At 62.1% G+C, this 23,982-nt stretch carries 24 protein-coding genes; 16 read left to right on the top strand and 8 right to left on the bottom strand.

Going from position 1 to position 23,982, the window contains the following annotated elements; translation table 11 throughout:
• Positions 1-106: 106 nt before the first annotated feature.
• Together CXY80_RS10930 and purU are read right to left on the bottom strand one after the other, a co-directional pair.
• Positions 107-2,599, bottom strand: a complete 2,493-nt coding sequence (locus tag CXY80_RS10930; protein WP_104132532.1) for an FAD-dependent oxidoreductase — start codon at positions 2,597-2,599, stop codon at positions 107-109.
• Between the two features lie 56 nt (positions 2,600-2,655).
• Entirely contained in the window at positions 2,656-3,570 is a 915-nt protein-coding gene (purU, locus tag CXY80_RS10925; RefSeq protein ID WP_092448684.1) for a formyltetrahydrofolate deformylase, read from the bottom strand.
• 120 nt (positions 3,571-3,690) lie between these two features.
• Between purU and CXY80_RS10920 the strand changes: the two genes are divergently transcribed.
• Positions 3,691-4,392 (top strand): GntR family transcriptional regulator, encoded by a 702-nt coding sequence (locus CXY80_RS10920; protein WP_104132531.1) that lies wholly within the window; start codon positions 3,691-3,693, stop codon positions 4,390-4,392.
• A gap of 26 nt (positions 4,393-4,418) precedes the next feature.
• Here CXY80_RS10920 and CXY80_RS10915 read toward each other — a convergent pair whose 3' ends face one another.
• Positions 4,419-5,081, bottom strand: coding sequence for a GntR family transcriptional regulator (locus CXY80_RS10915; RefSeq protein ID WP_104132530.1), 663 nt, complete (start codon positions 5,079-5,081; stop codon positions 4,419-4,421).
• Between the two features lie 133 nt (positions 5,082-5,214).
• Between CXY80_RS10915 and glyA the strand changes: the two genes are divergently transcribed.
• From glyA to CXY80_RS10880, 7 genes are all read left to right on the top strand, one after another.
• Positions 5,215-6,543, top strand: a complete 1,329-nt coding sequence (glyA, locus tag CXY80_RS10910; RefSeq protein WP_092448681.1) for a serine hydroxymethyltransferase — start codon at positions 5,215-5,217, stop codon at positions 6,541-6,543.
• Positions 6,540-7,760 (top strand): sarcosine oxidase subunit beta family protein, encoded by a 1,221-nt coding sequence (locus tag CXY80_RS10905; RefSeq protein WP_092448680.1) that lies wholly within the window; start codon positions 6,540-6,542, stop codon positions 7,758-7,760. The genes glyA and CXY80_RS10905 overlap by 4 nt, the downstream gene beginning before the upstream one ends.
• Before the next feature lie 32 nt (positions 7,761-7,792).
• Complete coding sequence (locus CXY80_RS10900; RefSeq protein WP_092448679.1) at positions 7,793-8,140, top strand: sarcosine oxidase subunit delta; 348 nt, start codon at positions 7,793-7,795, stop codon at positions 8,138-8,140.
• On the top strand, positions 8,137-11,085 hold the full coding sequence (locus CXY80_RS10895; protein WP_092448678.1) for a 2Fe-2S iron-sulfur cluster-binding protein: 2,949 nt from the start codon (positions 8,137-8,139) through the stop codon (positions 11,083-11,085). The genes CXY80_RS10900 and CXY80_RS10895 overlap by 4 nt, the downstream gene beginning before the upstream one ends.
• Entirely contained in the window at positions 11,078-11,740 is a 663-nt protein-coding gene (locus tag CXY80_RS10890) for a sarcosine oxidase subunit gamma (protein WP_104132529.1), read from the top strand. The genes CXY80_RS10895 and CXY80_RS10890 overlap by 8 nt, the downstream gene beginning before the upstream one ends.
• Positions 11,731-13,104 carry an L-serine ammonia-lyase gene (locus tag CXY80_RS10885; RefSeq protein WP_104132528.1) on the top strand — a complete coding sequence of 458 codons (1,374 nt, stop codon included), beginning with the start codon at positions 11,731-11,733 and terminating at the stop codon, positions 13,102-13,104. Before CXY80_RS10890 ends, CXY80_RS10885 begins: the two co-directional genes overlap by 10 nt.
• A gap of 447 nt (positions 13,105-13,551) precedes the next feature.
• Positions 13,552-14,022 carry an alpha/beta fold hydrolase gene (locus tag CXY80_RS10880; protein WP_092448675.1) on the top strand — a complete coding sequence of 157 codons (471 nt, stop codon included), beginning with the start codon at positions 13,552-13,554 and terminating at the stop codon, positions 14,020-14,022.
• Here CXY80_RS10880 and CXY80_RS10875 read toward each other — a convergent pair.
• The 3 genes from CXY80_RS10875 to CXY80_RS10865 all read right to left on the bottom strand — a co-directional run bounded on the left by CXY80_RS10875 (position 13,994) and on the right by CXY80_RS10865 (position 15,152).
• A complete protein-coding gene (locus CXY80_RS10875; RefSeq protein WP_092448674.1) occupies positions 13,994-14,254 on the bottom strand; it encodes a Txe/YoeB family addiction module toxin in 261 nt (86 codons plus the stop codon). The two genes, CXY80_RS10880 and CXY80_RS10875, sit on opposite strands and share 29 nt — an antisense overlap.
• On the bottom strand, positions 14,251-14,454 hold the full coding sequence (locus CXY80_RS10870) for a type II toxin-antitoxin system Phd/YefM family antitoxin (RefSeq protein WP_369828682.1): 204 nt from the start codon (positions 14,452-14,454) through the stop codon (positions 14,251-14,253). The genes CXY80_RS10875 and CXY80_RS10870 overlap by 4 nt, the downstream gene beginning before the upstream one ends.
• A gap of 74 nt (positions 14,455-14,528) precedes the next feature.
• Positions 14,529-15,152 (bottom strand): GNAT family N-acetyltransferase, encoded by a 624-nt coding sequence (locus tag CXY80_RS10865; protein ID WP_233195265.1) that lies wholly within the window; start codon positions 15,150-15,152, stop codon positions 14,529-14,531.
• Positions 15,153-15,336: 184 nt separating this feature from the next.
• Between CXY80_RS10865 and CXY80_RS19130 the strand changes: the two genes are divergently transcribed.
• On the top strand, positions 15,337-15,702 hold the full coding sequence (locus CXY80_RS19130) for a hypothetical protein (RefSeq protein WP_134477528.1): 366 nt from the start codon (positions 15,337-15,339) through the stop codon (positions 15,700-15,702).
• Positions 15,703-16,406: 704 nt separating this feature from the next.
• Here the strand turns inward: CXY80_RS19130 and CXY80_RS10850 are convergent.
• On the bottom strand, positions 16,407-16,811 hold the full coding sequence (locus tag CXY80_RS10850) for a heavy metal-responsive transcriptional regulator (protein ID WP_092448670.1): 405 nt from the start codon (positions 16,809-16,811) through the stop codon (positions 16,407-16,409).
• Positions 16,812-16,865: 54 nt separating this feature from the next.
• Here CXY80_RS10850 and CXY80_RS10845 point away from each other — a divergent pair, with 54 nt between their 5' ends.
• Both CXY80_RS10845 and CXY80_RS10840 read left to right on the top strand, forming a co-directional pair.
• Positions 16,866-17,165: a thioredoxin family protein gene (locus CXY80_RS10845; protein ID WP_092448669.1), complete on the top strand. Its 300-nt coding sequence runs from the start codon at positions 16,866-16,868 to the stop codon at positions 17,163-17,165.
• A complete protein-coding gene (locus CXY80_RS10840) occupies positions 17,162-18,523 on the top strand; it encodes an NAD(P)/FAD-dependent oxidoreductase (protein ID WP_104132526.1) in 1,362 nt (453 codons plus the stop codon). Before CXY80_RS10845 ends, CXY80_RS10840 begins: the two co-directional genes overlap by 4 nt.
• Before the next feature lie 212 nt (positions 18,524-18,735).
• Here CXY80_RS10840 and CXY80_RS20530 read toward each other — a convergent pair whose 3' ends face one another.
• Positions 18,736-19,290, bottom strand: coding sequence for a TetR/AcrR family transcriptional regulator (locus tag CXY80_RS20530; RefSeq protein ID WP_104132525.1), 555 nt, complete (start codon positions 19,288-19,290; stop codon positions 18,736-18,738).
• A 71-nt stretch (positions 19,291-19,361) separates the two neighbouring features.
• Between CXY80_RS20530 and CXY80_RS10830 the strand changes: the two genes are divergently transcribed.
• The 5 genes from CXY80_RS10830 (at position 19,362) to CXY80_RS10810 (ending at position 23,934) form a co-directional block, all read left to right on the top strand.
• On the top strand, positions 19,362-19,718 hold the full coding sequence (locus CXY80_RS10830) for a DsrE family protein (RefSeq protein ID WP_092448666.1): 357 nt from the start codon (positions 19,362-19,364) through the stop codon (positions 19,716-19,718).
• 33 nt (positions 19,719-19,751) lie between these two features.
• The gene (locus tag CXY80_RS10825) at positions 19,752-20,045 is read left to right on the top strand and encodes a putative quinol monooxygenase (protein WP_104132524.1); all 294 of its coding nucleotides are present in this window, start codon (positions 19,752-19,754) and stop codon (positions 20,043-20,045) included.
• A gap of 562 nt (positions 20,046-20,607) precedes the next feature.
• Positions 20,608-21,207, top strand: coding sequence for a recombinase family protein (locus CXY80_RS10820; protein ID WP_233195261.1), 600 nt, complete (start codon positions 20,608-20,610; stop codon positions 21,205-21,207).
• Between the two features lie 490 nt (positions 21,208-21,697).
• Positions 21,698-22,639: an endonuclease/exonuclease/phosphatase family protein gene (locus CXY80_RS10815; RefSeq protein WP_104132522.1), complete on the top strand. Its 942-nt coding sequence runs from the start codon at positions 21,698-21,700 to the stop codon at positions 22,637-22,639.
• 797 nt (positions 22,640-23,436) lie between these two features.
• A complete protein-coding gene (locus tag CXY80_RS10810; protein WP_104132521.1) occupies positions 23,437-23,934 on the top strand; it encodes a hypothetical protein in 498 nt (165 codons plus the stop codon).
• The last annotated feature ends 48 nt before the right edge of the window (positions 23,935-23,982 follow it).

The raw sequence follows: 23,982 nt of genomic DNA, 5'->3' as shown, positions 1-23,982 counted from the left end.
TCCCGGCTTACGGCTAAACGGGAAGTCGTGGCCCGGGTTTGCGCACACCGCGCATCGACCCTCAGAGGTGCTGGCACTCCATTTTCATAACGGCCCCGGCGGGGCGTTAGCCGCGCAACCTGGACATCGTGGGGTCGTAGAGCGGATCTGCGGTGACCGTGGCCTGAATGCGCCGGCCGAAGTACTCGATCTCAACAGAGTCCCCGACAGTGACAGCCGTCGGAAGGTACGCGTAGGCGATCGGTTTTGCGACGGTGTAGCCGTAGGCGGCGCTGGTGACGTAGCCGACCGCCTGGTCCTTGTAAAACACCGGTTCCTTGCCCAGGACGATACTCCGGCCGTCGTCGACCGTCAGGCAGCACAGGTTCCGTTCGGAGTTTTCCTCGCTACGGCCTTCCAGCGCTTTTTTTCCGACGAAGGATGCCTTGGCCATCTTCACGGCGAATCCCAGTCCGGCTTCCAGGGGGTCGTGCTCGGTCGTCATGTCCGTGCCCCAGGATCGGTAACCCTTTTCAAGACGCAGCGCACCAAAAGCTGCACGGCCTGCCGCTATGACACCGTGAGGCTGGCCGGCCTTCCAGAGCGCATCCCAGAGGCGCTGACCGTTGTCGGCACTTGTGTAGAGTTCCCAGCCCAGTTCGCCGACGTAGGACAAGCGCATGGCCGTTACGTTGACGCCGCCGATGACTACTTTCTTGGCGCGGAAGTATTTGAGACCGTCATTGCTGAAATCGTCGCTGCTGACGGTGCTGATCAGGTCCCGAGCGAGGGGCCCCCAGAGGCCAATGCAGCACGTGCCGCCCGTCGTGTCGCGCACCTGTACCCAGTCGCTGGCGCTCCCGCTTTCAGTCTGATGGCGGGCTGCCCTCTCAAAGTAGGCAGTGTCGATGTTTCCGTTGGCTCCGAGCTGGAAGGTGTCTTCGCTCAACCGGGCCACGGTGATGTCGCTTCGGATGCCGCCGGCGTCGTCCAGCAGGAGGGTGTACGTGACTGCACCGGGCTTCTTGGCCAGGTCCGCAGTGGTGAGTTCCTGCAGCAGCTTCAGAGCGCCCGGGCCGGAGACCTCGAGGCGCTTGAGCGGAGTCATGTCGTACATGGCAACTGCCGTGCGGGTCTTCCACGCTTCCGCGGCAGCAATGGGCGAGCTGAACATCCCCGACCACGCGTCGCGAGCTGGCGGCAGCCAGCTGTCCGGCATCTCCTTCAACAGCTCCGCGTTTGCTTCGAACCAGTAGGGGCGTTCCCATCCGCCGCTCTCCAGGAAGAACCCGCCCAACTGCTTGTGGCGCGCGTGGAACGGACTCACGCGGAGGTTGCGGGGGGACAGCTTGGACTGGAGTGGGTGGAGGACGTCGTAGATTTCGACGAAATTCTGCTGTGATGTTTCGCTGACGTATTCCGGGGTTAACTGGACCTCTTCAAAGCGGTGAATATCACAATCACCCAGATCGATCTCCGACCTTCCGGTGGTCAGCAGTTGGGCAACGGCGCGGGCGATACCGGCAGAGTGGGTCACCCACACGGCTTCGGCAACGAAGAAGCCGTCCAACTCCTTGGACTCGCCCACCAGGGATCCGCCGTCGGGGGTGAAGGAGAAAATGCCATTGAAGCCATCCTCTATATTGCTTTCCGAAAGCGCGGGCAGGATCCGCTTGGTGGCCTCCCAGGCCGGAAGGAAGTCATCCACGGTGAAGTCCAGCCGGGAGGGCATGTTGTGTTCGCTGATCGTGGCGGGCTCAAAGGTGCCGAGTTCGTCGAGGTCCACGGGCATTGGGCGGTGGGCGTAGGAACCGATGCCGTAGCGCTCGCCGTGCTCGCGGTAGTACAGGTCCTGGTCCTGGTGTCGCAGGATGGGTAAGGAGGCCCCGTTGGGCAGGCTGTTCTTGCCCTTCAACGCTGGTACCGGAGTGGTCGTGACGTACTGGTGGGCCAAGGGTAGAAGAGGAACGGACATGCCGATCATTTCGCCGATCTTGGCCCCCCAAAAGCCTGCGCAGGAAACCACGATGTCCGCGGGGATAACACCGTCGGACGTCTGGACACCTGTGACGCGCCGGCCGGACTGTTCAATACCCGTGACAGTGGTGTTGCCCAGGTACTGGACGCCCGCGGCTTCCGTGCGCTTGATCAGCAACTGAACGGCGCGGGCGGCGTTGGCCAGGCCGTCGCTGGGAACATGTAGTCCACCGAGGATATCTTCCTCGTTCAGGAGCGGGTAGAGCTCCATGCACTCTTCACGTGAAAGAATTTTTCCGGTAATTCCATGCGATGCTGCGTATCCGAGCTTTCGCTTCAGGTCAGCGAGACGGGTCTCGGTGGTGGCGACTTCGAGGCCGCCGACCTGGTTGAAGCAGTTGACGCCGTCTTCGGTCAAGGAGAGTAGCTTCTCCACCGTGTATTTGGCGAAGAGTGCCATGGATTTCGAGGCGTTTGTCTGGAAGACGAGACCGGGGGCGTGGGACGTTGAGCCCCCGGGCATGTGCAGCGGCCCTTGGTCCAGCACAGTGATGTTGTTCCAACCTCGGGTGACGAGTTCATCGGCCAGGTTCGTTCCGACTATTCCAGCTCCGATAATGACAATGCTTGGCGTCGATGCCATGTGGTTTCTCCTCCTGATTTTTGTGTGTCAATACCTGCTGGTTGGGTGGCTTCTACTTACCGGAACACGACGGTGCTGTTCCGATCCAGAAGTACACGGTGTTCGCAGTGCCAGCGCACGGCCCGGGAGAGTGCCAGTGCTTCGGCGTCCCGTCCGACTGTTGAAAGAGCGGTCGGTCCATAGCTGTGGTCGACCCTGATGACTTCCTGTTCGATGATTGGCCCCTCATCGAGTTCCGCAGTGACGTAGTGGGCCGTGGCGCCCACCAGCTTTACGCCACGGTCGTAGGCCTGGTGGTAAGGGCGTGCGCCCTTGAATCCCGGGAGAAAGGAATGGTGGATGTTGATAGCGCGGCCTTCCAGCGAGCGGCAGAGGTCATCGGACAGAACCTGCATGTACCGGGCAAGCACGACGAGGTCGATTTTCTGCTCCTCCACCAGTTCCAGTAAGCGCCGCTCGGCGTCCAATTTGGTCGCGGGAGTCACCGGGAGGTAGATGAAGGGGACGCCGGCGGCCTCAACCATTGCCCGGTGGGTTTCATGATTGGAAACCACAAGGGCAATGTCGCCGTGGAGGCTTCCGCCCCGCCAGCGAAAGAGTAAGTCGTTCAGGCAGTGCCCGAACTTGGACACCATGACCAGGATGCGTTGCTTCGTCTCGTCATGAAAGCTAAATTTCATGTCGAAGCGGGCAGCAATCGATCGGAATTCTTCCTCGAGACCGTCCGGGGTGTAAGTAGAAGGGCCCGAGAATGCGGTGCGGAGATGCAGAGTCTCTCGGAGGCCGTCATCGAACTGCTGGTGTTCTTCAATGTTGAAGCCACGCTCGAACAGGAACGTTGTGACCGCGTGGACGATGCCTGCGCGTTCGACGCACGACAATGTGAGAACGAACTTCTTCGTCTGCTCTTGCCCAAGAACCTCCGATTGAGGCAGTGTGCTGGTAGATGAGTCTGTCGAAATTAGCGTCATGTCTCCGCCCCTATATATATTGGCAGTATTACTACTGATATATCTGATTTGGTGATCAGCGTATACTGGCGACTGAGATAGGTCAATAGCCTTCTTGCTCGATTTGAAAGGGGTCAACGAATGGCGGTTGAAGCTTCAGTGAGTGCTGGTGCTGGTGCTGGTGCTGGTGCTGGTGCCGCACGGAGGTCGTTGGCGGATATAGCCTACGAACGCGTTCGCGATCGGCTGCTGACTCTGGACATCAAGCCTGGCGATCTACTCAGTGATGGCGAGCTCGCCAAAGACTTGGGCGTCGGGCGCACGCCGGTGCGCGAAGCCTTGAAACGGCTGGAGCTCGATCGCCTCGTTGTGTCCTACCCGCGGAGAGGAACTTTCGCGACCCGCGTGGACGTTACTGACCTTGCGTTCATTTCCGAAATCCGCACGCAGCTGGAACCCCTTGCCGCTTCCCGGGCTGCCCGCGTGGCCACGGTGTCTGCCAGGGAACAGTTGCGGGAGGTCATGCGCGCCGTCGAGGGATTCGACGCGAGCGCAGCGTCCGTCGTCGAAACGCTGCGGTTGGACGCCAGCGTGCACCGCGGCATTTATGCGGCGGCCGCCAATCCCCACCTCGAAGATGTCCTGATCCGCTACGACAATCTTGCGACACGAATCTGGTGCATGGTCCTGGATCGCCTGCCTGACCTGTCCCGGCACGTCCATGAGCATGTGGACCTGCTCCGTGCCGTTATCGACGGAGATGAGGCAGGTGCCGCCGAACTCGCGCGGATCCACGTGAGTGGCTTCGAGCAGGCGGTACGCGAAGCTCTTTTCGCCGCCTGAGGCAGGCGCCGCCCACCAGGAACCGTCTAAAGGGCGGTGCGGATGGTCTTCTCAAAGTTGGTCACGTGCTCGAGGGCCAGCCCAGCGGAAAGTTCGCCGTCACCGTCGGCGATGGCCTGGAGCAGCTTGACATGCTCGGTGATGTGCCCGACCACGGATGGGATTTTGTCGAGCACCAGACACCAGATGCGCGTTGCCAGGTTGTCGTAGCGGATCAGCACGTCTTCCAGATGCGCATTGCCGGCTGCGGCATAGATCTGCCGGTGTACTTTGATGTCAAAGCGCATCAGGTCATGCTGGTCCGAGTTGCCAGGTTCTGAACGCGCAATACTAGCGGCTAAATCTCGGAATTTTGCGCGCATTGGCGCGGTGGCGTTCTGCGCCGCACGTCGGGCCGCGAGTGGCTCCAGTAATTGGCGGATCTCCGAAATGTCTGCCAACTCGGTGAAGTCGACGCGGGTGGCAAAAGTTCCGCGGCGCGGGTACGAGACGACGAGGTGATCGCTCTCGAGTCGCTTGAGCGCCTCGCGCACGGGGGTGCGCCCAATACCGAGGCTCGCCGCCAGGGCTGAATCGTTGATGGCATCGCCCGGGCGTATCTCCAGCATGATCAGCTGGTCGCGCAGACTGCGGTAGGCATGCTCTGACAACGACAGATCTGGCTCAGCCGCTGCTGTAGCGTTCGTCATGGTTTCTCCTCGGGTCGCTTGCCCCAGAGGAAGTCCTTGACGTCGAACTGGCCGCACTATATTGTTGCACTTAATCTAATATATCAATTGGCTAATAGTTACGTATTAGCGGCGATTTGCAAGGAGCTAACCCATGGCCGATGTGCTCACCGGTACTCTGTCCAGCGTAGATGCCGAGGTCGGCGAGGCCATCACTCGAGAGCTGGCTCGTCAGCAATCGACACTGGAAATGATCGCCTCTGAAAATTTCGCCCCCGCAGCCGTCATGGAAGCACAGGGCTCGGTACTGACCAACAAGTACGCGGAGGGTTACCCGGGCAAGCGCTATTACGGTGGCTGCGAGCACATTGACGTGATTGAACAGCTGGCGATCGACCGAGTGAAGGCACTCTTTGGTGCCGAGGCCGCCAACGTGCAGCCACACTCGGGCGCGCAAGCGAACGCCGCCGCCATGGCGGCGCTCCTAAACCCCGGCGACACCATCCTGGGATTGGACCTGTCCCACGGCGGGCACCTGACGCACGGCATGCGGCTGAATTTCTCCGGCAAGTTGTACAACGCCATTGCGTACCACGTGCGCGAATCAGACATGACCGTGGATATGGTCGAACTGGAAGCGCTGACATTGGAACACCAACCCAAACTGATCGTGGCCGGGTGGTCCGCATACACCCGACAGCTCGATTTTGCGGAGTTCCGCCGCATCGCAGACCTCGCCGGCGCATATCTGATGGTGGATATGGCGCACTTCGCCGGGCTGGTAGCTGCTGGTCTGCACTCGAACCCGGTTCCGTACGCCGACGTCGTCACCACGACGACACACAAGACCCTGGGTGGCCCTCGGGGCGGGGTGATCCTCAGCCGTGAGTCCCTGGCACGAAAGATCAACAGCGCGGTGTTTCCCGGTCAGCAGGGCGGCCCGTTGGAACACGTCATCGCCGCGAAGGCGGTCGCCTTCAAAATTGCCGCCACGCAAGCTTTCCGCGAGCGCCAAGAACGCACCCTCGAGGGTGCCAAAATCCTCGCCGAACGTCTGCTCGCCTCGGATGTCGCGGAATACGGAATCTCCGTGGTGGGCGGCGGCACGGACGTGCACCTCGTGTTGGTCGACCTGCGCAACTCCGCCCTTGACGGCCAGCAAGGCGAGGATCGGCTGCACCGCATCGGCATTACCGTGAACCGTAACGCCGTTCCGTTCGACCCGAGGCCGCCCATGATTTCCTCCGGGCTGCGGATCGGCACACCGGCACTGGCCACCCGCGGATTTGGCCGTGCCGAATTCACCGAGGTCGCTGACATTATCGCGGCCGCCATTTCGGGTGACCTGAGTGAGGATTCCGCGATCCTGTTGCGCGAGCGGGTTCGGAAGCTGACAGAGAAATTTCCGCTGTATCCGCAGCTGTCCGCGCCGGTATCGTCCGAAGAACCAATCGTGGCCGTGCTGAGCGGAGTCGCTCAGTGAGTACCCAACAGCTGAAGGAGCACCCGGAGTTCCTGTGGCACAACCCCGATCCCAAGAAGTCGTACGACGCCGTGATCATCGGTGGCGGCGGTCACGGGTTGGCGACGGCGTATTACCTGGCGAAGAATCACGGGATGACGAACATCGCGATCCTGGAGAAGGGCTGGCTGGCTGGCGGGAATATGGCCCGCAATACCACCATCATCCGCTCTAACTACCTGTGGGATGAGAGCGCGGCGATCTACGAGCAATCGCTCAAACTCTGGGAGATCCTGCCGGAAGAGCTCGAATACGACTTTCTCTTCAGCCAGCGTGGCGTCATGAACCTCGCCCATACTCTTGGGGACGTTCGTGAAAGCATCCGTCGGGTCGGCGCCAACCAACTCAACGGGGTCGACGCCGAATGGCTCGACCCGAAGCAGGTGAAGGAACTCTGCCCGATCCTGAACATCAGCGACAACATCCGTTACCCGGTCATGGGTGCCACCTACCAACCCCGGGCCGGCATCGCCAAGCATGATCACGTGGCGTGGGCGTTTGCCCGCAAATGCGACGAGCTGGGGGTCGACATCATCCAGAACTGTGAGGTCACCGGCTTCATCAAAGACGGCGAGCGGGTCACCGGCGTGGAAACCAGCCGTGGCACCATCAGCACCGGCAAAGTGGGACTGTGCGCGGCCGGACACAGTTCGTTGCTCGCCGAAATGGCCGGGTTTCGGCTGCCGATCCAGTCCCACCCGCTGCAGGCGTTGGTGTCCGAGCTGCACGAACCCGTTCACCCGACGGTGGTGATGTCGAATCAGGTACACGTGTATGTCTCCCAGGCCCACAAGGGCGAACTGGTGATGGGGGCCGGAGTCGACTCGTACAACGGCTATGGCCAGCGTGGATCCTTCCACGTCATCGAAGAGCAGATGGCCGCCGCCGTCGAGCTGTTTCCGATCTTCGCCCGGGCCCATGTGCTGCGCACCTGGGGCGGCATCGTCGACACCACAATGGATGCCTCGCCCATCATCGGGACCACACCGGTTGAGAATATGTACGTTAATTGCGGGTGGGGAACCGGCGGCTTCAAGGGAACGCCGGCAGCGGGCCTGACCTTCGCCCACACCATCGCCACCGGGGCCCCGCACGCCCTGAACAAGCCGTTCTCTCTGGAACGTTTCGAAACCGGCGCCCTGATCGACGAGCACGGCGCCGCCGCCGTGGCTCACTAGAAATCGACCCCTCAGAACGTAAGGAGCACGCCATGCTGCTGTTTCCATGCCCCAACTGCGGGCCGCGCAACGAAACCGAATTTCACTATGGGGGACAAGCCCACGTGGCCTACCCCGAGCATCCGGCAGAGCTCACCGACCGGGAGTGGGCGGAGTACCTCTTCTACCGCCAGAACACGAAAGGGCTCTTTGCGGAGCGATGGGTGCACAGTGCGGGATGCCGAAAGTGGTTCAATATGCTCCGGGACACCGTGAGCTATGACATCACGGCCGTCTATCGCATTGGCCAGGAGCCGCCAGCCCTGCGGACGTCGCAACCCACGACCGGTATGGGCATGAGTACTACCCGCCAAGGAACACCGGAAGGAGTCCAGCTATGACCGGTCAGCACACTCAATCCAATCGGCTCAGCCATGGCGGACGCATTGACCGCGGTACGGTTTTCAACTTCATCGTGGACGGCGTCGGGTACGCCGGCCATCCTGGCGATACTCTGGCCTCCGCGCTGCTCGCCGCAGGCCGCGTGTCGGTTGGCAATTCTCTGTATGGGAACCGACCGCGCGGCATCATGTCTGCTGGCGTGGAGGAGCCCAATGCGCTGGTCAAGGTGGCGGGACGATTCCCCGGCCACGTCGCCGAATCTATGCTCCCAGCCACGACCGTGGAGCTGGTTGACGGTCTTGAGGCTGAATTCCTGTCCGGCTTGGGTCAGCTTGACCCGAGCGATGACGAAGCGGTTTACGACAAGAAGTATGTTCACACCGACGTTCTTGTGGTCGGCGGCGGTCCAGCCGGGCTGGCAGCGGCACGGGAGGCGGCCCGCACTGGCGCCCGCATAATCCTCATCGACGACCAGCCCGAGCTGGGCGGAACACTGCTTTCCGGCCGTGATGAGCAGGTAGCCGGCGTCGATGCCCTCGAGTGGGTCGCCGACATCAGAGCCGAACTTGCCAGCATCCCCGAGTGCACGATCCTGTGCCGCACGACGGTGTTCGGCTCCTACGACAGCAACTTCCTCATCGCCGTCGAGAACCGTACCGACCATCTGCAGACGGCCCCGGCCGACGGCGTCTCGCACCTCCGCATCTGGCACATCCGTGCGAACCAGGTGGTGCTGGCGACCGGCGCGCACGAACGACCGATCGTCTTCGAAAACAACGACCGCCCCGGCATCATGCTGGCGTCTGCTGCCCGCACGTACCTCAACCGGTACGGTGTGGCAGCGGGCTCCCGCGTCGTGATCGGGACCACAAACGACAGCGCATACCTGCTCGCGTCCGACCTGTGTGCGGTGGGTATAGAGGTGGCAGCGGTAGTCGACGCTCGGCCAGCGCCGTCGGCGCTCGCAGCGCTCGTGGCGGCCAAAACGGGCGTACGCGTTCTCTACGGCAGTGCTGTGGTTGACACCGTGGGTGAGCAGCGCCTGGCGCGGGTCTCGGTCGCCCGGATCGACGACGACGGTGCGCCGGTGGGTGGCATTGAGGAATTCAAGGCTGACCTCCTGGCAGTCTCCGGCGGTTGGAGCCCCGTGGTACACCTGCACAGTCAGGCCCAGGGCAAGGTGCGTTGGGACCAGGATCTCGTCGGATTCGTACCGTCGACGGTGGTTCGCGACCAGCAGGTCGTCGGCGCAGCGCGGGGGAGCTATGCACTGGCCGACTGTATCGCCGAGGGTGTATCCGCGGGAGCGATTGCCGCTGTCAACGCCGGATTCTCCACGGGAGCGGCCGTAGCTGCTGCCATCGCCACGTTGGCCCGTCCCGCTCGTCCGGCGCAGCCCGTCGCGCCGACCCGTGCCCTCTGGCTGGTCGGCGGAACCAAAGGGACGACGTCAGACTGGAACCATCACTTCGTCGATTTTCAACGCGACCAAAGCGTGGCCGATGTCTGGCGGTCTACGGGGGCGGGGCTCCGCAGCGTGGAGCACATCAAGCGCTATACCTCTATCAGCACCGCCAATGACCAGGGAAAGACCTCTGGTGTGAACGCGATCGGCGTCATTGCTGCTGCTTTTCGCCGACAGGGCACCGCCGTTGACGCCGACATCGGCTCGATCGGCACCACGACGTACCGTGCTCCGTTCACGCCGGTGTCGTTCGTGGCCTTGGCCGGTCGAAAGCGCGGGGACCTGTTTGACGCCGCTCGCCGGACGTCCATCCACACCTGGCATGAACAGCGCGGTGCGCTGTTCGAGGACGTCGGCCAGTGGAAACGTCCGTGGTACTACCCGCTTGCGGGCGAGGACATGGACGCTGCCGTGCTGCGCGAATGCGCGGCTGTGCGCGACTCTGTGGGCTACATGGATGCCACGACTCTGGGCAAGATTGAAATCCGCGGCACCGGAGCCGGGGAGTTTCTCAACCGCATTTACACCAATGCCTTCAAGAAGCTCGCGCCCGGCTCGGCCCGTTACGGCGTCATGTGCACCCCCGACGGCATGATCTTCGACGACGGCGTGACGCTTCGACTGGATGACGACCGCTACTTCATGACCACCACAACCGGCGGTGCAGCGAAGGTGCTGGACTGGCTCGAGGAATGGCTGCAGACCGAGTGGCCGGAGCTGGACGTGAGCTGCACGTCAGTGACGGAGCAATGGACCACGATCGCCGTCGTCGGGCCGAAGTCCCGTGCGGTGCTCGGCAAGCTGGCGCCGGGGCTTGATCTGTCTACCGAGGCCTTCCCTTTTATGACGTTCCGCGAAACGGTGCTCGCCTCCGGCGTTGCTGCTCGAATCTGCCGAATCTCCTTCTCCGGTGAGCTGGCTTACGAGATCAACGTTCCGGCCTGGTACGGGCTGCAGACTTGGGAGGACGTGACCGAGGCCGGCGCAGAGTTCAAGATCACCCCATACGGTACGGAAACCATGCACGTGTTGCGCGCAGAAAAGGGATACCCGATCGTCGGCCAGGATACCGACGGTACCGTCACCCCGCAGGATGCGGGCATGGAGTGGGTGGTGTCCAAGGTCAAGGACTTCATCGGCAAACGCTCATACGAGCGTGCCGGTGTGCGCTCGGAGGGCCGGAAACACCTGGTGAGCGTAATGCCCACGGATGGGACGATCCGGTTGCCGGAAGGTACCCAACTCATCGACCACGGTGTGCCCATCACCCCCGCAGTCGGACCCGTTCCGATGCAGGGTTTTGTGACGTCGAGTTATCATAGTGCTGCCCTGGGCCGGTCCTTCGGGCTCGCGCTGATCACGAACGGTCGAGACCGGATCGGGGAACACCTGGTGGCCGTCTTCGGAACAGAGCGCGTGGACGTCGTCGTTGGGGAAACAGTACTTTTTGATGCCGAAGGGAAGCGCCGAGATGGTTAACACGATTGAAAGCACGGATGCTCAAATAACGGATGTCCAACAAACGCACCTGACGGCGCGTCGCCACAGTCCCGCGGAACATCTTTGGGCGGAATTCGCTGAAACCGCGTCGGCCGAGGCTCGGGTCTCCCTCCGGGAGATCCCGTTCCAAGTCATGGTGGGCATCCGTGTCGACCCGCTCTCCGAGGGTGGTCGCCGCATCGGCGCCGTCACCGGAGGGCTGCCGACCGCGTGTGGGCAGGTGACCACAGGGGTCGCCGGAATGGCCGTGCTGTGGCTGGGGCCGGACGAGTTTCTGCTGGTTGCCGAGGAGGAGGCACTTGACGGCACACTCGCTGCCGAGCTAGTGGCGGCCCTCGGCGATGGAGCCGGACAAACCGTCGATCTCTCCAGCAACCGCACGACGTTCGAACTGGCCGGACCCTCCGCCCGGGCAGTGTTGGAGAAGAGCTGCGCGGCCGACTTGCATCCCCGCGCCTTCTCGACCGGCGTGGCAATCGCCACCGTGATCGGCAACGTTCCGGTCGTCCTGTGGAAAACTGACAACGAAACGTTCCGCGTATTCCCTCGGGCATCATTTGCCGATTACCTGGGCCGCTGGCTCCTGGACGGTATGCGCGAGTTCACGGTAGCGGAGAGCACGACATGGCATTGAGCGTGTTGGACCTTTTCTCCGTGGGCATCGGGCCCTCGTCCTCCCACACGGTGGGTCCGATGCGCGCGGCGAAACGCTTCGCCGAGGGTCTGGCTCGGGACGGTCTGCTCGACGGAATCGTGCGGGTTCAGGCGGAGCTGTTCGGCTCGCTGGGCGCGACCGGCCGTGGCCATGGCTCGGACAAGGCTGTGGTTCTCGGGCTCCAGGGCCTGGACCCGGAAACCGTGGACACGGCAACGGCCGACGACCAGGTGGCGGCGGCCGCACTCGACGCACGGTTGATGCTGGCCGGTCGGCACGGCATTGACTTCAACTTCACCGAGGACGTGCTCCTACATCGGCGCAAATCATTGCCCGCACACCCGAACGGCATGATCTTTCGGGTCATGAGCCACGATGGTGGCGTGGTGCGGGAGCGCACCTACTACTCCGTCGGTGGAGGCTTCGTCGTGGATGAGGATGCCGTGGGTGCGGATCGTGTGGTTGTGGATGAAACCGTCCTGCCGCATCCGTTTACGACGGCCGATGAACTGCTGGCAATCTGCGCCCGGGAGGGAGTCGGCATCTCCGACGTGATGCTGGCCAACGAGCGCACCTGGCACACGGAGATCGAGCTACGCACGAAGCTGCTGAACATTTGGTCCGTCATGCAGACGTGCGTGGCCAACGGATGTGCTGCCGACGGTATTCTGCCTGGTGGCCTGCAGGTCACGCGCCGGGCACCGGGGCTGTTCCGCGCGCTGCAGGCGCCGGAGGACACCACCGACCCCCTGCGGGCGATGGAATGGGTGAATCTCTTTGCGCTGGCCGTCAACGAGGAAAATGCGGCCGGTGGGCGGATCGTCACGGCGCCCACCAACGGGGCGGCCGGGATCATCCCAGCCGTGCTGCACTACTACGTGAAGTTCGTCCCGGGGGCCGACGACGACGGTGTCGTGCGTTTCCTGCTGACGGCCGCGGCGATTGGAATCCTGTTCAAGCTGAATGCGTCCATCTCAGGCGCGGAAGTCGGGTGCCAGGGCGAAGTCGGCGCGGCCTGTTCCATGGCCGCCGGCGCCCTTTGCGAAGCGCTGGGAGGAACTCCCATCCAGGCGGAGAACGCTGCGGAAATCGGAATCGAACACAATTTGGGCCTGACCTGCGATCCCGTGGGCGGGCTCGTGCAGATCCCGTGCATCGAGCGCAACGCTATTGCCAGCGTGAAAGCCATCAACGCTGCCCGCCTCGCCCTCCACGGAGACGGCAGCCACAAGGTGTCACTCGACAAAGCGATCAAGACCATGCGGGACACCGGTGCCGACATGATGACCAAGTACAAGGAGACGTCTCGAGGTGGCCTCGCGGTGAACGTGATCGAATGCTGAAGGAGCATCCTCTCCGCCCGGTGCCGATCCCGACGATGACGGGCACCGTGCCGGTATGTTGCACAGTGATTTGAGCGACGCGATGGCGCTCGTCTCGATCGAGGTGCATGTACCAGTGCGGTGATCGAGTCGGCTCCGGCGAGGATGCGGTCAGGGCTGGCCCTGATTAGCTGTCGGCTGTCGGCTGCCGACTGTCGGCCAGGAGGCGAAGGCCATCCCTGTCTGTTTCATACTCGGATGGGCCGTCTCGCGTCATGCCGTCGAGGATAGCGTTCGGTCAACCGTCGAGGCCACGGCGGTGACACTCGACGGCGCCCGGGCGAATAGTGCGCTCGCCACGGATGAGCGCGAGCCTGTGTCGGGAGCGCGGGCCAGCATCCGCTCTGAAATTGCACGCGCGAAATTTCGCGCCATTGACCACGCACGCCGTCGAAGCGATAGTGGGTCATGGCCACCGCGCTGAGATCGCCCTCGTCCAAAGACTTCCGCGCGTGCCTGGCGGAAATCCCGCGAACCGTTTCAACGGGATCGGGACCGGTTGAGTTCGCCGAGCGAGGCAGGGGCGAGCCGATTCTCGCCATCTACGGCACCCTCGGCGGGTGGGATCAAGGGCTCGTGGCGGTCGAGTACCTGCTCGTGAACGGGTTCCGAATCATCGCTCCAAGCATGCCTGGGTACCTGGGAACACCGCTTGCGACGGGGCAGACCTTTGCGCTGCCGGGCGGCGGCATGGCAGCGCTGCTCGATGCGCTCGAGATCGACCGCATCATCGTGTTGTCGGGCCAGGCAACTCAGCAACGGGAGAACCGAACCCAGAGACCGCCAGCAGTCATTCCGATGGTCGAGCCGTGTCACAGGGAGACCTCTTGCAGGACACGTAGACCTCGGGTCAGTAGCGGTCGCGAGCTTGCAGGATGATGATGTGGTCATCCGTGACGTAGTAGACCAGCCGATTCGTGTCGTCGATGCGGCGGGACCACTCGCCGGCAAGGAGGTGCTTGAGGGGCTCAGGTTTGCCTCTCCCCGCGAACGGATCGCTCAACGCGTCGCTGACTAGCTGGTTGATGCGCCTCAGAGTCTTGCGGTCCTGGGTTTGCCAGTAGATGTAGTCGTCCCACCCATTCGGGTCGAAGGCGACAGTCCGACTCACTCGGCTGTCAGGTCGTGCTGCTTGAACTCTCCGCGCCGCACCCGCTCGATCGCCGTGAGCAGCCGCTCGGCCTTCGCAGGGTTCCGAAGCAGGTAGGCAGTTTCGGTTATCGCGTCGTAGTCGTCTTTCGACATGATCACCGAGTTTCCGTGCCGGGAGGCGACCTCGACAACGGTGTGGTCATCGTTGACCTGCTGGATGAGCCTTGAAAAAGGCTGCGTGCTCGAAGCACTCCTCGACCTGCCACACCAGCGGATCGCTCGTCGGGGTGACGTTAAACGAACAGCATCCCGGTTCGGCGCGGGTCAGGGCAAGGTGCCGTGGGTAGGTGATCCCGGACAGTGTTCGCCTGGTCCTGAGTGTGGCAGACAAGCTGCCCGCTCAGGCACACCGCGCTGTCGAGGAGCTTTTTTTTCATCTTGTAATTGGTCAGCGACACGCCGCCCATCACCGAGTGCTGTTCTACCTCGACGGTGAAGCCGTGGCGCTCGAAGAAGGGGCGGGCTGTGATGCTGACATCGGCTATCAGTTCTGTCAGCTGCGCCTGACGCGCGTGGACCTCAACGCGTCCGATCAGTTGTCGTGCTACCCCTTGTCGCTGGTATCGAGGGGCAACGAACAGCATGTCGATATACCCAGCAGGGTTCACATCGGAGAAGCCTGCTGGTGCACCATCCACGGTGGCCACGTAACTGTTCCGCTCCTGCATCGACGCATGCCAGGTGGGCAGATCTCGCGCTTCTGGCCGAGCCCACGCCTGAATCTGCTCCGGCGAGTAGTCGGTGGCAGCGGTCTCGGTCACCGCAGCAAGGAATATTGCCAATGTGTCTCCGGCATCCGCTTGACCGTAGGGGCGGATGAAAACGGCTTGCGCATCGGTGCCCTGGTTCAATTCCACAGAACTAGCATCTCATCGTGACTGGCCCGACCGCGCGGCACACACTGTGTCCCGGTAGCCGAACCTGGACCGGGACACAAGTAGTGGCTGTTGCTCAACCGATACTCTGAGGCTCATGCTTCAAGGAGTCTTTGTCGACGCCAATGTCTTGCTGAGTTGAACGACGCGTAACTGGCTCTTCCTCATGCTCAACAAGACGCAGCAGTTGTTCCAGCTCCACGCAACGATTGACGTCGTCATCAAAATAGTTCGTGCTCGACGGGGCGTGAAGCCTGAACTCGACGGAAACATCACCCGTCGTCTCGACGATGACGTCGTCGAGAACCTTGACGAGATTATCGCCGACTTTGACGGGTCCATCGCATTCCACGGCTCTGATGCCCACGACCGACACGTCCATGCCGCCGCAACTGCAGCGGCCTCCAATTTCTTGCTCACCAGTAACGGCAGCGACCGGCCGAATTGTGTGCTTTCTTTGCCCGGTACAAGACTTACTGCCTCACACGGGCTTCTGACGTTCGCGTGCGGTGTGACACTGATCAAGCTCTAGTCCCAGGGGATGAACTTGCCTTTAGCTAGTCTGTAGCCTCGCGAACCTGGGTCCGACAGGTCCCACGCTGCTTCCTGGAGCAAGACCGAAAACAGACGGAAGGCCCTTACTCGAAGTGAGACCGGAGCCGGATCGTCTACCGCGGATGAAAGGAGCTCACTGTAGAGCGATGAGAACTCACTAGCGGAAATCAAGACCGGCGATTGTTCACTGGCGTCCGGCGCTGAAACCGACACGACAGTGAGCGAACGATTGGCGCTAAAGATGGGCGGAGTGAACTCGTCGAGGTAGTAGAAAAGTTCATCAAGGAGTTTAGCGCTCGAGACCGAAGTAGGCATGATCTCTAATTCTAAGCTCAAGAAATGTATGAGGTCACGACGACCCGGTCGCTTGTGCGTACTGACACTCGGTTCTGATAAGCCTTCTGAAGGGTCCCGTTGCTCCAAATCTGAACCGGCGCTTGGAACAGGTAAGTGGCGTTGGACTTTTGATACGTCGCACTCGACGGAGAACCAAGAGTTTGCCCGATGCACCACTTCGCGAAAGTGTCCCAGCTCTTGCCCGAGGGAGCACCAATTTTGCTGTAGTCCCCCTTGTGTCCCTCGGCAATGTGCCGAAGACAGTCCGCATGGTTCCACGTCTGAATTGCAGCGGTAAATGGCGGTGAATTCGCACCGATTAATGGCGTGAATGAACGTTGTGCGCTAATGGTGAGCTTGGGTGAAGAGGTGACAGACACTGCCCGCTTCGCAATCGCCCGGATCGAGATGCTGGGTCCCGTCAATGAGGTGTTGCAGCTCTGTTTCAAGAAGTACAAGTTCTTGTTGGCGGCGGTGCACATTCGAAAGTTTCCCCGCGAGAAGGTCTAAAACGTGCCCGCACGGCACCTCGCCTGCTTCTCTCACCGTGATGATGCTGCCAATTTCGGACAAGGTTAAACCAGCCGTCTTGGCAGACCGAATGAATTGCAGGCGCGAGAGGGCCGCTTCGTTGTATCGGCGGTAACCGTTCCCCGCACGTTCTGCGGGATCCAACAGACCGCGCCGCTCATAAAACCGTATGGTCTGTGCGGTTGCGCCGCTCGCGATGGCCAGGTCTCTAATTTGCATAGTCCCATTCCACCACTTGACCTTGCACCATGGTGCAACGTCTACGGTAAGGGCATGGATATTGCGTTGCAGTACTTCGATGGGTGCCCGAACTGGAAAATTGCCGCTGAGCGGCTAGCGGTGATCGCAGTCGAACGCCCCGGCACCGTCGTGACCCGGCGGTTGGTCGAGAATCTGGAAGACGCAGAGGCAATCAATTTTCGGGGATCCCCGAGCATTCTGGTGGGGGGAACAGACCTTTTTCCTGACCCGGCAGCGCCGGTGGGAATGGCCTGCCGCATCTACACGACCCCGACAGGATTGGCCGGCGCCCCGACTCTGGAGCAACTGCGCGATGCGATCACCACAGCATGAGCGACACGTTTGAGGAATACGACCTGTTTGTGATCGGCGCCGGAATGGCCGGCACCACAGCAGCCAATAGGTGCGCTGCACAGGGATGGCGCGTGGGGATCGTTGATGCCCTGCCGTACGGGGGCACGTGTGCGCTGCGCGGGTGTGACCCGAAAAAGATTCTCCGTCGGGGAGCGGAAGTGATCGATGCCGCCCATCTGATGCAGGGCAAAGGCATCAGCGAGAATGAGCTCACACTGGACTGGGCGGCGCTGATGCGTCACAAGCGCGGCTTCACCGACGGTGTGCCGCAGAGCATGGAAGACGAACTTCTGCGCAACGGTGTGAGCACTTTTCACGGTGCCGCGCACTTCACCGGGCCCCATCACCTCGAAATCAACGGCGTGCAGCACCAGGCGAAGCGGTTTCTCATAGCGACCGGTGCCCGACCGCGCCCCCTCGACTTCCCCGGACACGAGCACCTCATCGATAGCACCGACTTTCTCAACCTCGAGGAGCTGCCTGGCCGAATCGTATTCGTCGGTGGCGGGTTTGTCTCCTTCGAGTTCGCCCACATCGCAGCCCGCGCTGGTGTGGACTGCGTGGTCATCGATCACGGGGCGCGGCCGTTACGCGCGTTCGACCCCGATCTTGTCGATCTGCTCGTGCAGCGCAGTGAGCAAGCCGGCATCCGCGTGAATCGCAGCACCTCAGTTAGTGCAGTGGCGCGCACCGCTACGGGGCTTCAAGTGAGCGTCGAGCAGCACGGCGTCACGACCGTCGTCGAGACAGATCTGGTGGTGCACGGCGCAGGCCGGGTGCCCAACATCGACGGCCTGAATCTGGCGGCGGCAAACATTGCCTGGGGCCCGAAGGGGATCGATGTGTTCGGACACCTGCAAAGCCGCAGTAATCCGTCGGTCTTCGCCGCCGGCGACGCCGCCGACACTCCCGGAGAACGCCTCACGCCCGTCGCCGTTTTTGAGGGCAAGGTGGCAGCATCCAACATGCTCAAGGGCACGATGACCGTGCCGGACTATGCCGGCGTCCCCACCACAGTGTTCACGATCCCGGAACTGAACCGCGTCGGCATGCTCGAGCACGAAGCTGTGCGTGATGGCCGTGATATCGCTGTGCGCTACAACGACACCAGCAGTTGGTACGCCAATTACCGAGTCGGTGAGACCGTCGCGGCGACGAAGGTCATCATTGATACAGCAACCGATCAGATTCTCGGCGCACATTTGCTCGGCCCCGGCTACTCGGAAGTGATCAACATCTTCGGCCTCGCAATCAAGCTGGGCCTAACCACCCGACAACTAAAATCGGCGACCGCGACATATCCGTCCGTCGGTTCCGACCTTGGCTCCATGCTCTGACCCAGGTCTCCGCAGACGACCGTCCATGGAGCTTCCACGCTCATCAATGCGTGTATGTGGTCTTTGGCGCTACTTGGTGGCGTTCTGAGGTCGCTTCCTCCCAGCGTTGGTCGGGCGCCACCCGGGAGGGCGGGTGCACCGGTCGGGTGTTGAGCTCGAATGCCCGCAACGCAGCTGATGTCTTCATTGATCGCTTCCCTGGAAGCTGAGTTTTAGACGAGTTCTTGTGCCATGGTGCTGGCCTGGCGCACGAGTCCAGCGTCGCGACCCACTTTAGCGGCCGTGATGGCCGCGTCGTAGAGCAGAAAGAGGCGAGACACCAAGGTGGAGGTTGGGTCCTCGCCGGCGATGGAAGCGAGGTGGGCGCGAACGACTTCACGGTAGTGTTCGGCTACCCGGCGCACGCTGACGCACTCGGGCAGCTCGATCACCGCGTTGGTGAACGGGCAGCCGTGAAAGGTGTGGGATTCGACTGAGACCGCTAGCGCTTCGAACATGGCAGCCACGCGCTCCGGGCGCGCGCCGAACGGGTCGTCCAGGGAGCGCGAGTGCTGAACCCAGCCGTCCAACTCTTGTTCCAGATAGGCCACGACGAGCGCTTCCTTGCTCGCGAAGTTGTTGTACAGGCTGGCCTTTGCTACTCCTGCGTTGCGAACGACGAGGTCGATTCCGGTCGCGTTGATGCCGCGTTCCTGAAACAGCTGAGCCGCGGATGCCAGCAGGCGTTCCCGGGCGCTGCGTGTCGCAGCGGTAGTCGTGGATCCCATGATTGGACAATACCAGACAGATCGGTATAGTTAGAAGTGGCCAGATCGGTCTACCTAGGAGGTATATGTTTATGTCTGAACTCAAGATCGCCGTTGTCATCTACGAGCCCATCGGCTCCGACACCTCACGCGTTTACCGCGGCCTTAAGACCGCCCTCGAATTCAAGGAGGCCGGCGATGAGGTCGTGGTGGTCTTTGACGGCTCCGGCGTTGAGTCTCTCGCCGCCATCTCCGACCCCAAGCACAAGATGAACCCGCTCGCCGTCGCGCTTCAGGACAACATCCTGGGTGCCTGCGGTTTCTGCGTCAACTCCCACGGAGTCTCCGACCCGATCGAGACCGGCGGATGGCCATTACTCACCGACTACAAGGGCGAAGCGAGCACACGCAACCTGGTCGTTCAGGGCTACCAGATCCTCAGCTTCTAGACGCTGCACCAACCCTACCTGATCGGAGCATCCATGGCACTCACCGTTTTACTCGACCTTCGTCTGAAAGCAGACGCTGTCGCCAATGCACCGGCCATGCTGAGAGATATCCTCACCGGCACCCGGGCATTTGACGGCTGCCTCGGTGTCGACGTCCTGGTCGATGCCGAAGATTCCTCCCACCTGATCCTGCTGGAGCGATGGGCCTCCGCCGAAGCCGACTCGGCCTACCGTGCCTGGCGCGCCGGCGCGGGTGCGACCGAGCTCGGCTCACTCCTCGTCAGCGCCCCGCAGGTCTCGCAGTTCGAGATCGCCACCGACATCTAAATCACGCCATGCGGCGCAGACCTGAGGTAGACCTCGGTTCTGCGCCGTTGTGTGTCGCGTGTCACGGACGTGGAGCCTGCAGGGCGCCGACGCCTGATGCAGGCGCGGGTCCAAGGGCGGAGACCCCGAGCAGGCTCACGACTTGTTGGCCTAGTGGCCGTTGCGGCGGGCCTGTAACGGGCAGCGTGCAGGCGGTCAAGGTTTTGTGATGGCCGGCCCTGCTGGCTGGACCAACGCGATCACGTTCCTCGTATGCACTGCCGGTGCATCCGTTGATGGAGTCCTTACCTCCATCGGAAATACGCGTACGCGCCCCTGAGCCGCACCGGGACGCCAGGGCATTCCCGGCTAAGCGTCCCGCAAGACGTTCCCCATCCGGGATGGCAGCGACGGTCGATGCCGGCAGAATGACCAGTGCAAACGAGTGCTGAAATTTGTGCAGCCAAGTACGGCAAATGACACCCACGCGCATGGTTCCGCGTACGCCCGATTCCCGTAAGCCCCGCCCGAGAAAATGCTCGGTCAAGAGGGGTAAATGGTACCTGCTAGAAGCAGGTCCGGCATGCTAATAGGCTACGCGCGCGTATCCACCAACGACCAGGACCTCACCGCCCAGCGAAACGCCCGGGCCGCTCATGGCGTGACGCCAGAGAAGACGTTCACCGTCCAAGGCCTGACCGGCGCCAACCGGGCACGACCCGGACTCAGGGAAGCACTAGCCGCCTGCCGGGACGGTGACACCCTGGTCGTGACCAAACAGGACCGACTGGCCCGTACCCTGCGCGACGCAAAGGACGTTGTCGACGAACTCACCCGCCGCGAAGTCAAGCTCAGCATCGGAGGCTCCATTCACGACCCCACCGATACCGTCGGCCGGCTCCTCTTTAACGTCCTGGCCATGGTCGCGGAACTCGAAGCCGACCTGATCCGCGCACAAACCCGGGAAGGGATGGCCGTCGCCAAAGCCAAGGGCCGCCTACGAGGCAAACGGTCCAAGCTTTTCAAAGCACAGGAGAAGCCCGAATTCGCAGAGGGCAGCGCGCCTCGCAGCCCGGGACACCCTCACCATTGCGCCGATCTGGGTGCTGACCCACGCGACCAGTCCGACGCTCACTGCACTGTTCCTCGTATTGGGCAGCCAGACCAAGGCGGTCGCGTCTGATCGCGCTGCGCTGCTCGCGGCGATCCCCGGCCGCACAGCGCAGCTGGAGGCGACGCTTCGCGCGTCGCTCGGTGCGAAGCGACGTCGGCGGGGCGTGGAGAACGACTTCCGTCTGTTCACTCCGGCATCGCTGAATCGCGTCACGTGCCCGACGCTGATCGTGCACTCGCGCTCGGATAACACGTTGCCACCGTCCAGCGCCGAGCATGCCCATGCGCGTCCTGCCGGCTCCGAGCTGTATGGATGGACCGGTCCTCGCGTTCGCTCTCGAGGCCGCCGACACGGCTCCGGGGTGCGTCCTGAACTGGCTGCGCAATGCCGGCGCGTGGTGCGCAGATGCGGTTGCCACCAGTTCGATAAAGTACCGTTCTCGGCGGCGGCGGCCGCCACCTTACGTACGTGAGTGTGCGGAGATATGATCTTTTCAGATTTCCATTACTGAGTGCCGTACGGCCCATCCGTCTGGGCAGGGCAGTTTGGTCCACAAATCATGACGACAACAATGCCGCCCGACGTGGCGGAAAACCTGATCGCTTTCAGAGCAGCGCTGGCCGCAGTGGTGCCGCCGAAGCACCCCGCCGGTCTACTGATCGCGACCTGGAACCTTCGGGCATTGGGGGATCTGACAGCCAAGTGGCACGCCGAACCGGGGGATACTCCCAAGCGGGACTGGTACTCCCTCGCGTGCATCGCTGCGGTCGTGGCCTGCTTTGATGTGATGGCAGTTCAAGAAGTGCGTCGCAACACAACCGCCCTGCAATTTCTGCTCGAGTTGCTCGGAGATGACTGGAGAGTGGTTGTCTCCGACGTCACCGAGGGCGGCCTAGGAAACGGAGAACGGTTGACGTTTCAGTATGACTCGACTCGGGTGCAGCCTTCGGGACTGGTGGGTGAGATCGTGCTGCCAGCACAGGTCGAGGGGCCGACCGAACAGTTCGCCCGAACGCCGTACGCCGCCAGTTTTGTGCGCGACTCAGCGGAATTCACCTTGACCACCGGGCACGTCATCTGGGGTGCTGACCCGACTGCGCGGCTGCCGGAGATCACGGCGTTCGCGGAGTGGATGCGTGCCTGGGCGGATCGGACCGACCGATGGAACCAAAACCTTTTCGTGCTGGGCGATTTCAACCTCGACCGCATTGGTGACCCGCTGTTTGAAGCATTTGTATCGACCGGGCTGTGGCCTCCGACCGAGCTGAATGACATCCCACGAACGGTGTTCGACAACGACACCTCGAGGCACGTCTATGACCAGATCGCATGGTTCTCGGACCCAGACGGAAAATCCCTGCTGACCTCCCTGACCTACACCCTGCGGGCGGGTTCGTTCAACTTTCTGCCACACCTGCTCGGCAGCCTGACACGCACCGAGGTCTCCTGGCGGATCCCTGACCACTTTCCGTTGTGGGTTGAATTCCAGCTGGCTCCGTGAGCCACCTTCTCTCAGCGTGTGCAAAACCGGGGAGCGAGCTCAGGTATTCCGCGATCAGAATCCTCTCTTTGACGCATCGGCGATCTGCTCCGGTCGGCGCGCCAGGCAACGAGAACGCCGAGGCCCGGCGCCGTATTTGATCGAAGAAGTTGACCAGCCCGGATGCAGCGCCTACATCCGCTTGCACCCGCCTAAATTGGGGGCATGGATCTGCTGGCGAAAGGAAGACCATGAGCATCACCAGCAGCAAAGAAAAAAAGCTGCCCAGCAAAAGCAGAAAAGGCGGGCGACGATCTGGAGGCCGCGCGCCGTGCAGCGATCGCGCAGCCGACCGGCACGGCCCGACTCACCTCGCGCCGCTTTCATGCTCGACATTTGGCAAAACTTGTCCCTGTTTATTCTGGTGGAAACATCAGAAACGATTCGCGGCACGTTCCTGCGATGGCTGAAAGCGCCGCTGTCACATCAAGCGAATGCTTCTGCCGGACGCACATCTCGACGGGGTCGACTTCTGGCCGATCTCCTCTGCCGTGACCAATCTGACCGCTGCCGAACAGGACCAACTTGTGGCACTTCGGGAAAGGGCCGTCAGGTTATCGGCACACCCGCGTTCCTATGTCGGCGCAGACTTCAAGATTGCAGCCTGATATCGATTCAGTGGATATGCTCTGCCGGGCTGAACCAATCGGCATGGTATCTCGTTCTAATTCACGTAGCTCCTCGTTACGCACCACGTGATCACGCACCGCTCAATCACGCACCATTTCAAAGCAGTGCACCGAGAAAAGGAAGCAATCATGAACAGCAAAATATGGCTCAAGGTCGGGCCTGTCGTCGGGGCGCTGGCGATCAGCGTCCTCGCACTGACCGGATGCTCGCAGGGCGCGACGCCGCCGGCAGACGAGTCGAGCTCGTCAAGCGAAGTAGCCGAACCGGCCGCCGACGCGACACTCGCGACGGCCGACAGCGACCTCGGCACGATCGTCGTCGATAGCGCCGGAATGACCCTGTACGTGTTCGACAAGGACGTCGCCGACTCCGGTGAGAGTACCTGCGAGGGTGACTGTCTCGTTAAGTGGCCGCCGGTCGTCGCGGAATCGGACACCCCGACGGTCGACGGAGTCACCGGTACCGTTGGCGTGATCACCCGAACGGATGGCACCAAGCAGGTCACCCTGAACGGTCTCCCGCTTTACTACTGGGCTGGCGATGCGGCGGCCGGTGACACCACCGGTCAGGCTGTCGGCGACGTCTGGTGGGTGGTGTCACCCAGCGGCGACAAGATCGCTGGCTAGACGGCACGCACAACCCCCGTACCCATCGGCACCACGAAGCCGATGGGT

The sequence above is a fragment of the Cryobacterium sp. M91 genome (genome assembly GCF_002929615.1).
GTDB classification, from domain to species: Bacteria; Actinomycetota; Actinomycetes; order Actinomycetales; family Microbacteriaceae; genus Cryobacterium; species Cryobacterium levicorallinum.
This window is presented reverse-complemented; position numbering and strand designations above follow the sequence as displayed.

Coding starts and splice junctions, on each gene's coding strand:
- CXY80_RS10930 (WP_104132532.1), bottom strand. CDS start 2,599: ATGGCATCGACGCCAAGCATTGTCATTATCGGAGCTGGAATAGTCGGA.
- purU (WP_092448684.1), bottom strand. CDS start 3,570: ATGACGCTAATTTCGACAGACTCATCTACCAGCACACTGCCTCAATCG.
- CXY80_RS10920 (WP_104132531.1), top strand. CDS start 3,691: ATGGCGGTTGAAGCTTCAGTGAGTGCTGGTGCTGGTGCTGGTGCTGGT.
- CXY80_RS10915 (WP_104132530.1), bottom strand. CDS start 5,081: ATGACGAACGCTACAGCAGCGGCTGAGCCAGATCTGTCGTTGTCAGAG.
- glyA (WP_092448681.1), top strand. CDS start 5,215: ATGGCCGATGTGCTCACCGGTACTCTGTCCAGCGTAGATGCCGAGGTC.
- CXY80_RS10900 (WP_092448679.1), top strand. CDS start 7,793: ATGCTGCTGTTTCCATGCCCCAACTGCGGGCCGCGCAACGAAACCGAA.
- CXY80_RS10895 (WP_092448678.1), top strand. CDS start 8,137: ATGACCGGTCAGCACACTCAATCCAATCGGCTCAGCCATGGCGGACGC.
- CXY80_RS10890 (WP_104132529.1), top strand. CDS start 11,078: ATGGTTAACACGATTGAAAGCACGGATGCTCAAATAACGGATGTCCAA.
- CXY80_RS10885 (WP_104132528.1), top strand. CDS start 11,731: ATGGCATTGAGCGTGTTGGACCTTTTCTCCGTGGGCATCGGGCCCTCG.
- CXY80_RS10880 (WP_092448675.1), top strand. CDS start 13,552: ATGGCCACCGCGCTGAGATCGCCCTCGTCCAAAGACTTCCGCGCGTGC.
- CXY80_RS19130 (WP_134477528.1), top strand. CDS start 15,337: ATGCTCAACAAGACGCAGCAGTTGTTCCAGCTCCACGCAACGATTGAC.
- CXY80_RS10850 (WP_092448670.1), bottom strand. CDS start 16,811: ATGCAAATTAGAGACCTGGCCATCGCGAGCGGCGCAACCGCACAGACC.
- CXY80_RS10845 (WP_092448669.1), top strand. CDS start 16,866: ATGGATATTGCGTTGCAGTACTTCGATGGGTGCCCGAACTGGAAAATT.
- CXY80_RS10840 (WP_104132526.1), top strand. CDS start 17,162: ATGAGCGACACGTTTGAGGAATACGACCTGTTTGTGATCGGCGCCGGA.
- CXY80_RS20530 (WP_104132525.1), bottom strand. CDS start 19,290: ATGGGATCCACGACTACCGCTGCGACACGCAGCGCCCGGGAACGCCTG.
- CXY80_RS10830 (WP_092448666.1), top strand. CDS start 19,362: ATGTCTGAACTCAAGATCGCCGTTGTCATCTACGAGCCCATCGGCTCC.
- CXY80_RS10825 (WP_104132524.1), top strand. CDS start 19,752: ATGGCACTCACCGTTTTACTCGACCTTCGTCTGAAAGCAGACGCTGTC.
- CXY80_RS10820 (WP_233195261.1), top strand. CDS start 20,608: ATGCTAATAGGCTACGCGCGCGTATCCACCAACGACCAGGACCTCACC.
- CXY80_RS10815 (WP_104132522.1), top strand. CDS start 21,698: ATGACGACAACAATGCCGCCCGACGTGGCGGAAAACCTGATCGCTTTC.
- CXY80_RS10810 (WP_104132521.1), top strand. CDS start 23,437: ATGAACAGCAAAATATGGCTCAAGGTCGGGCCTGTCGTCGGGGCGCTG.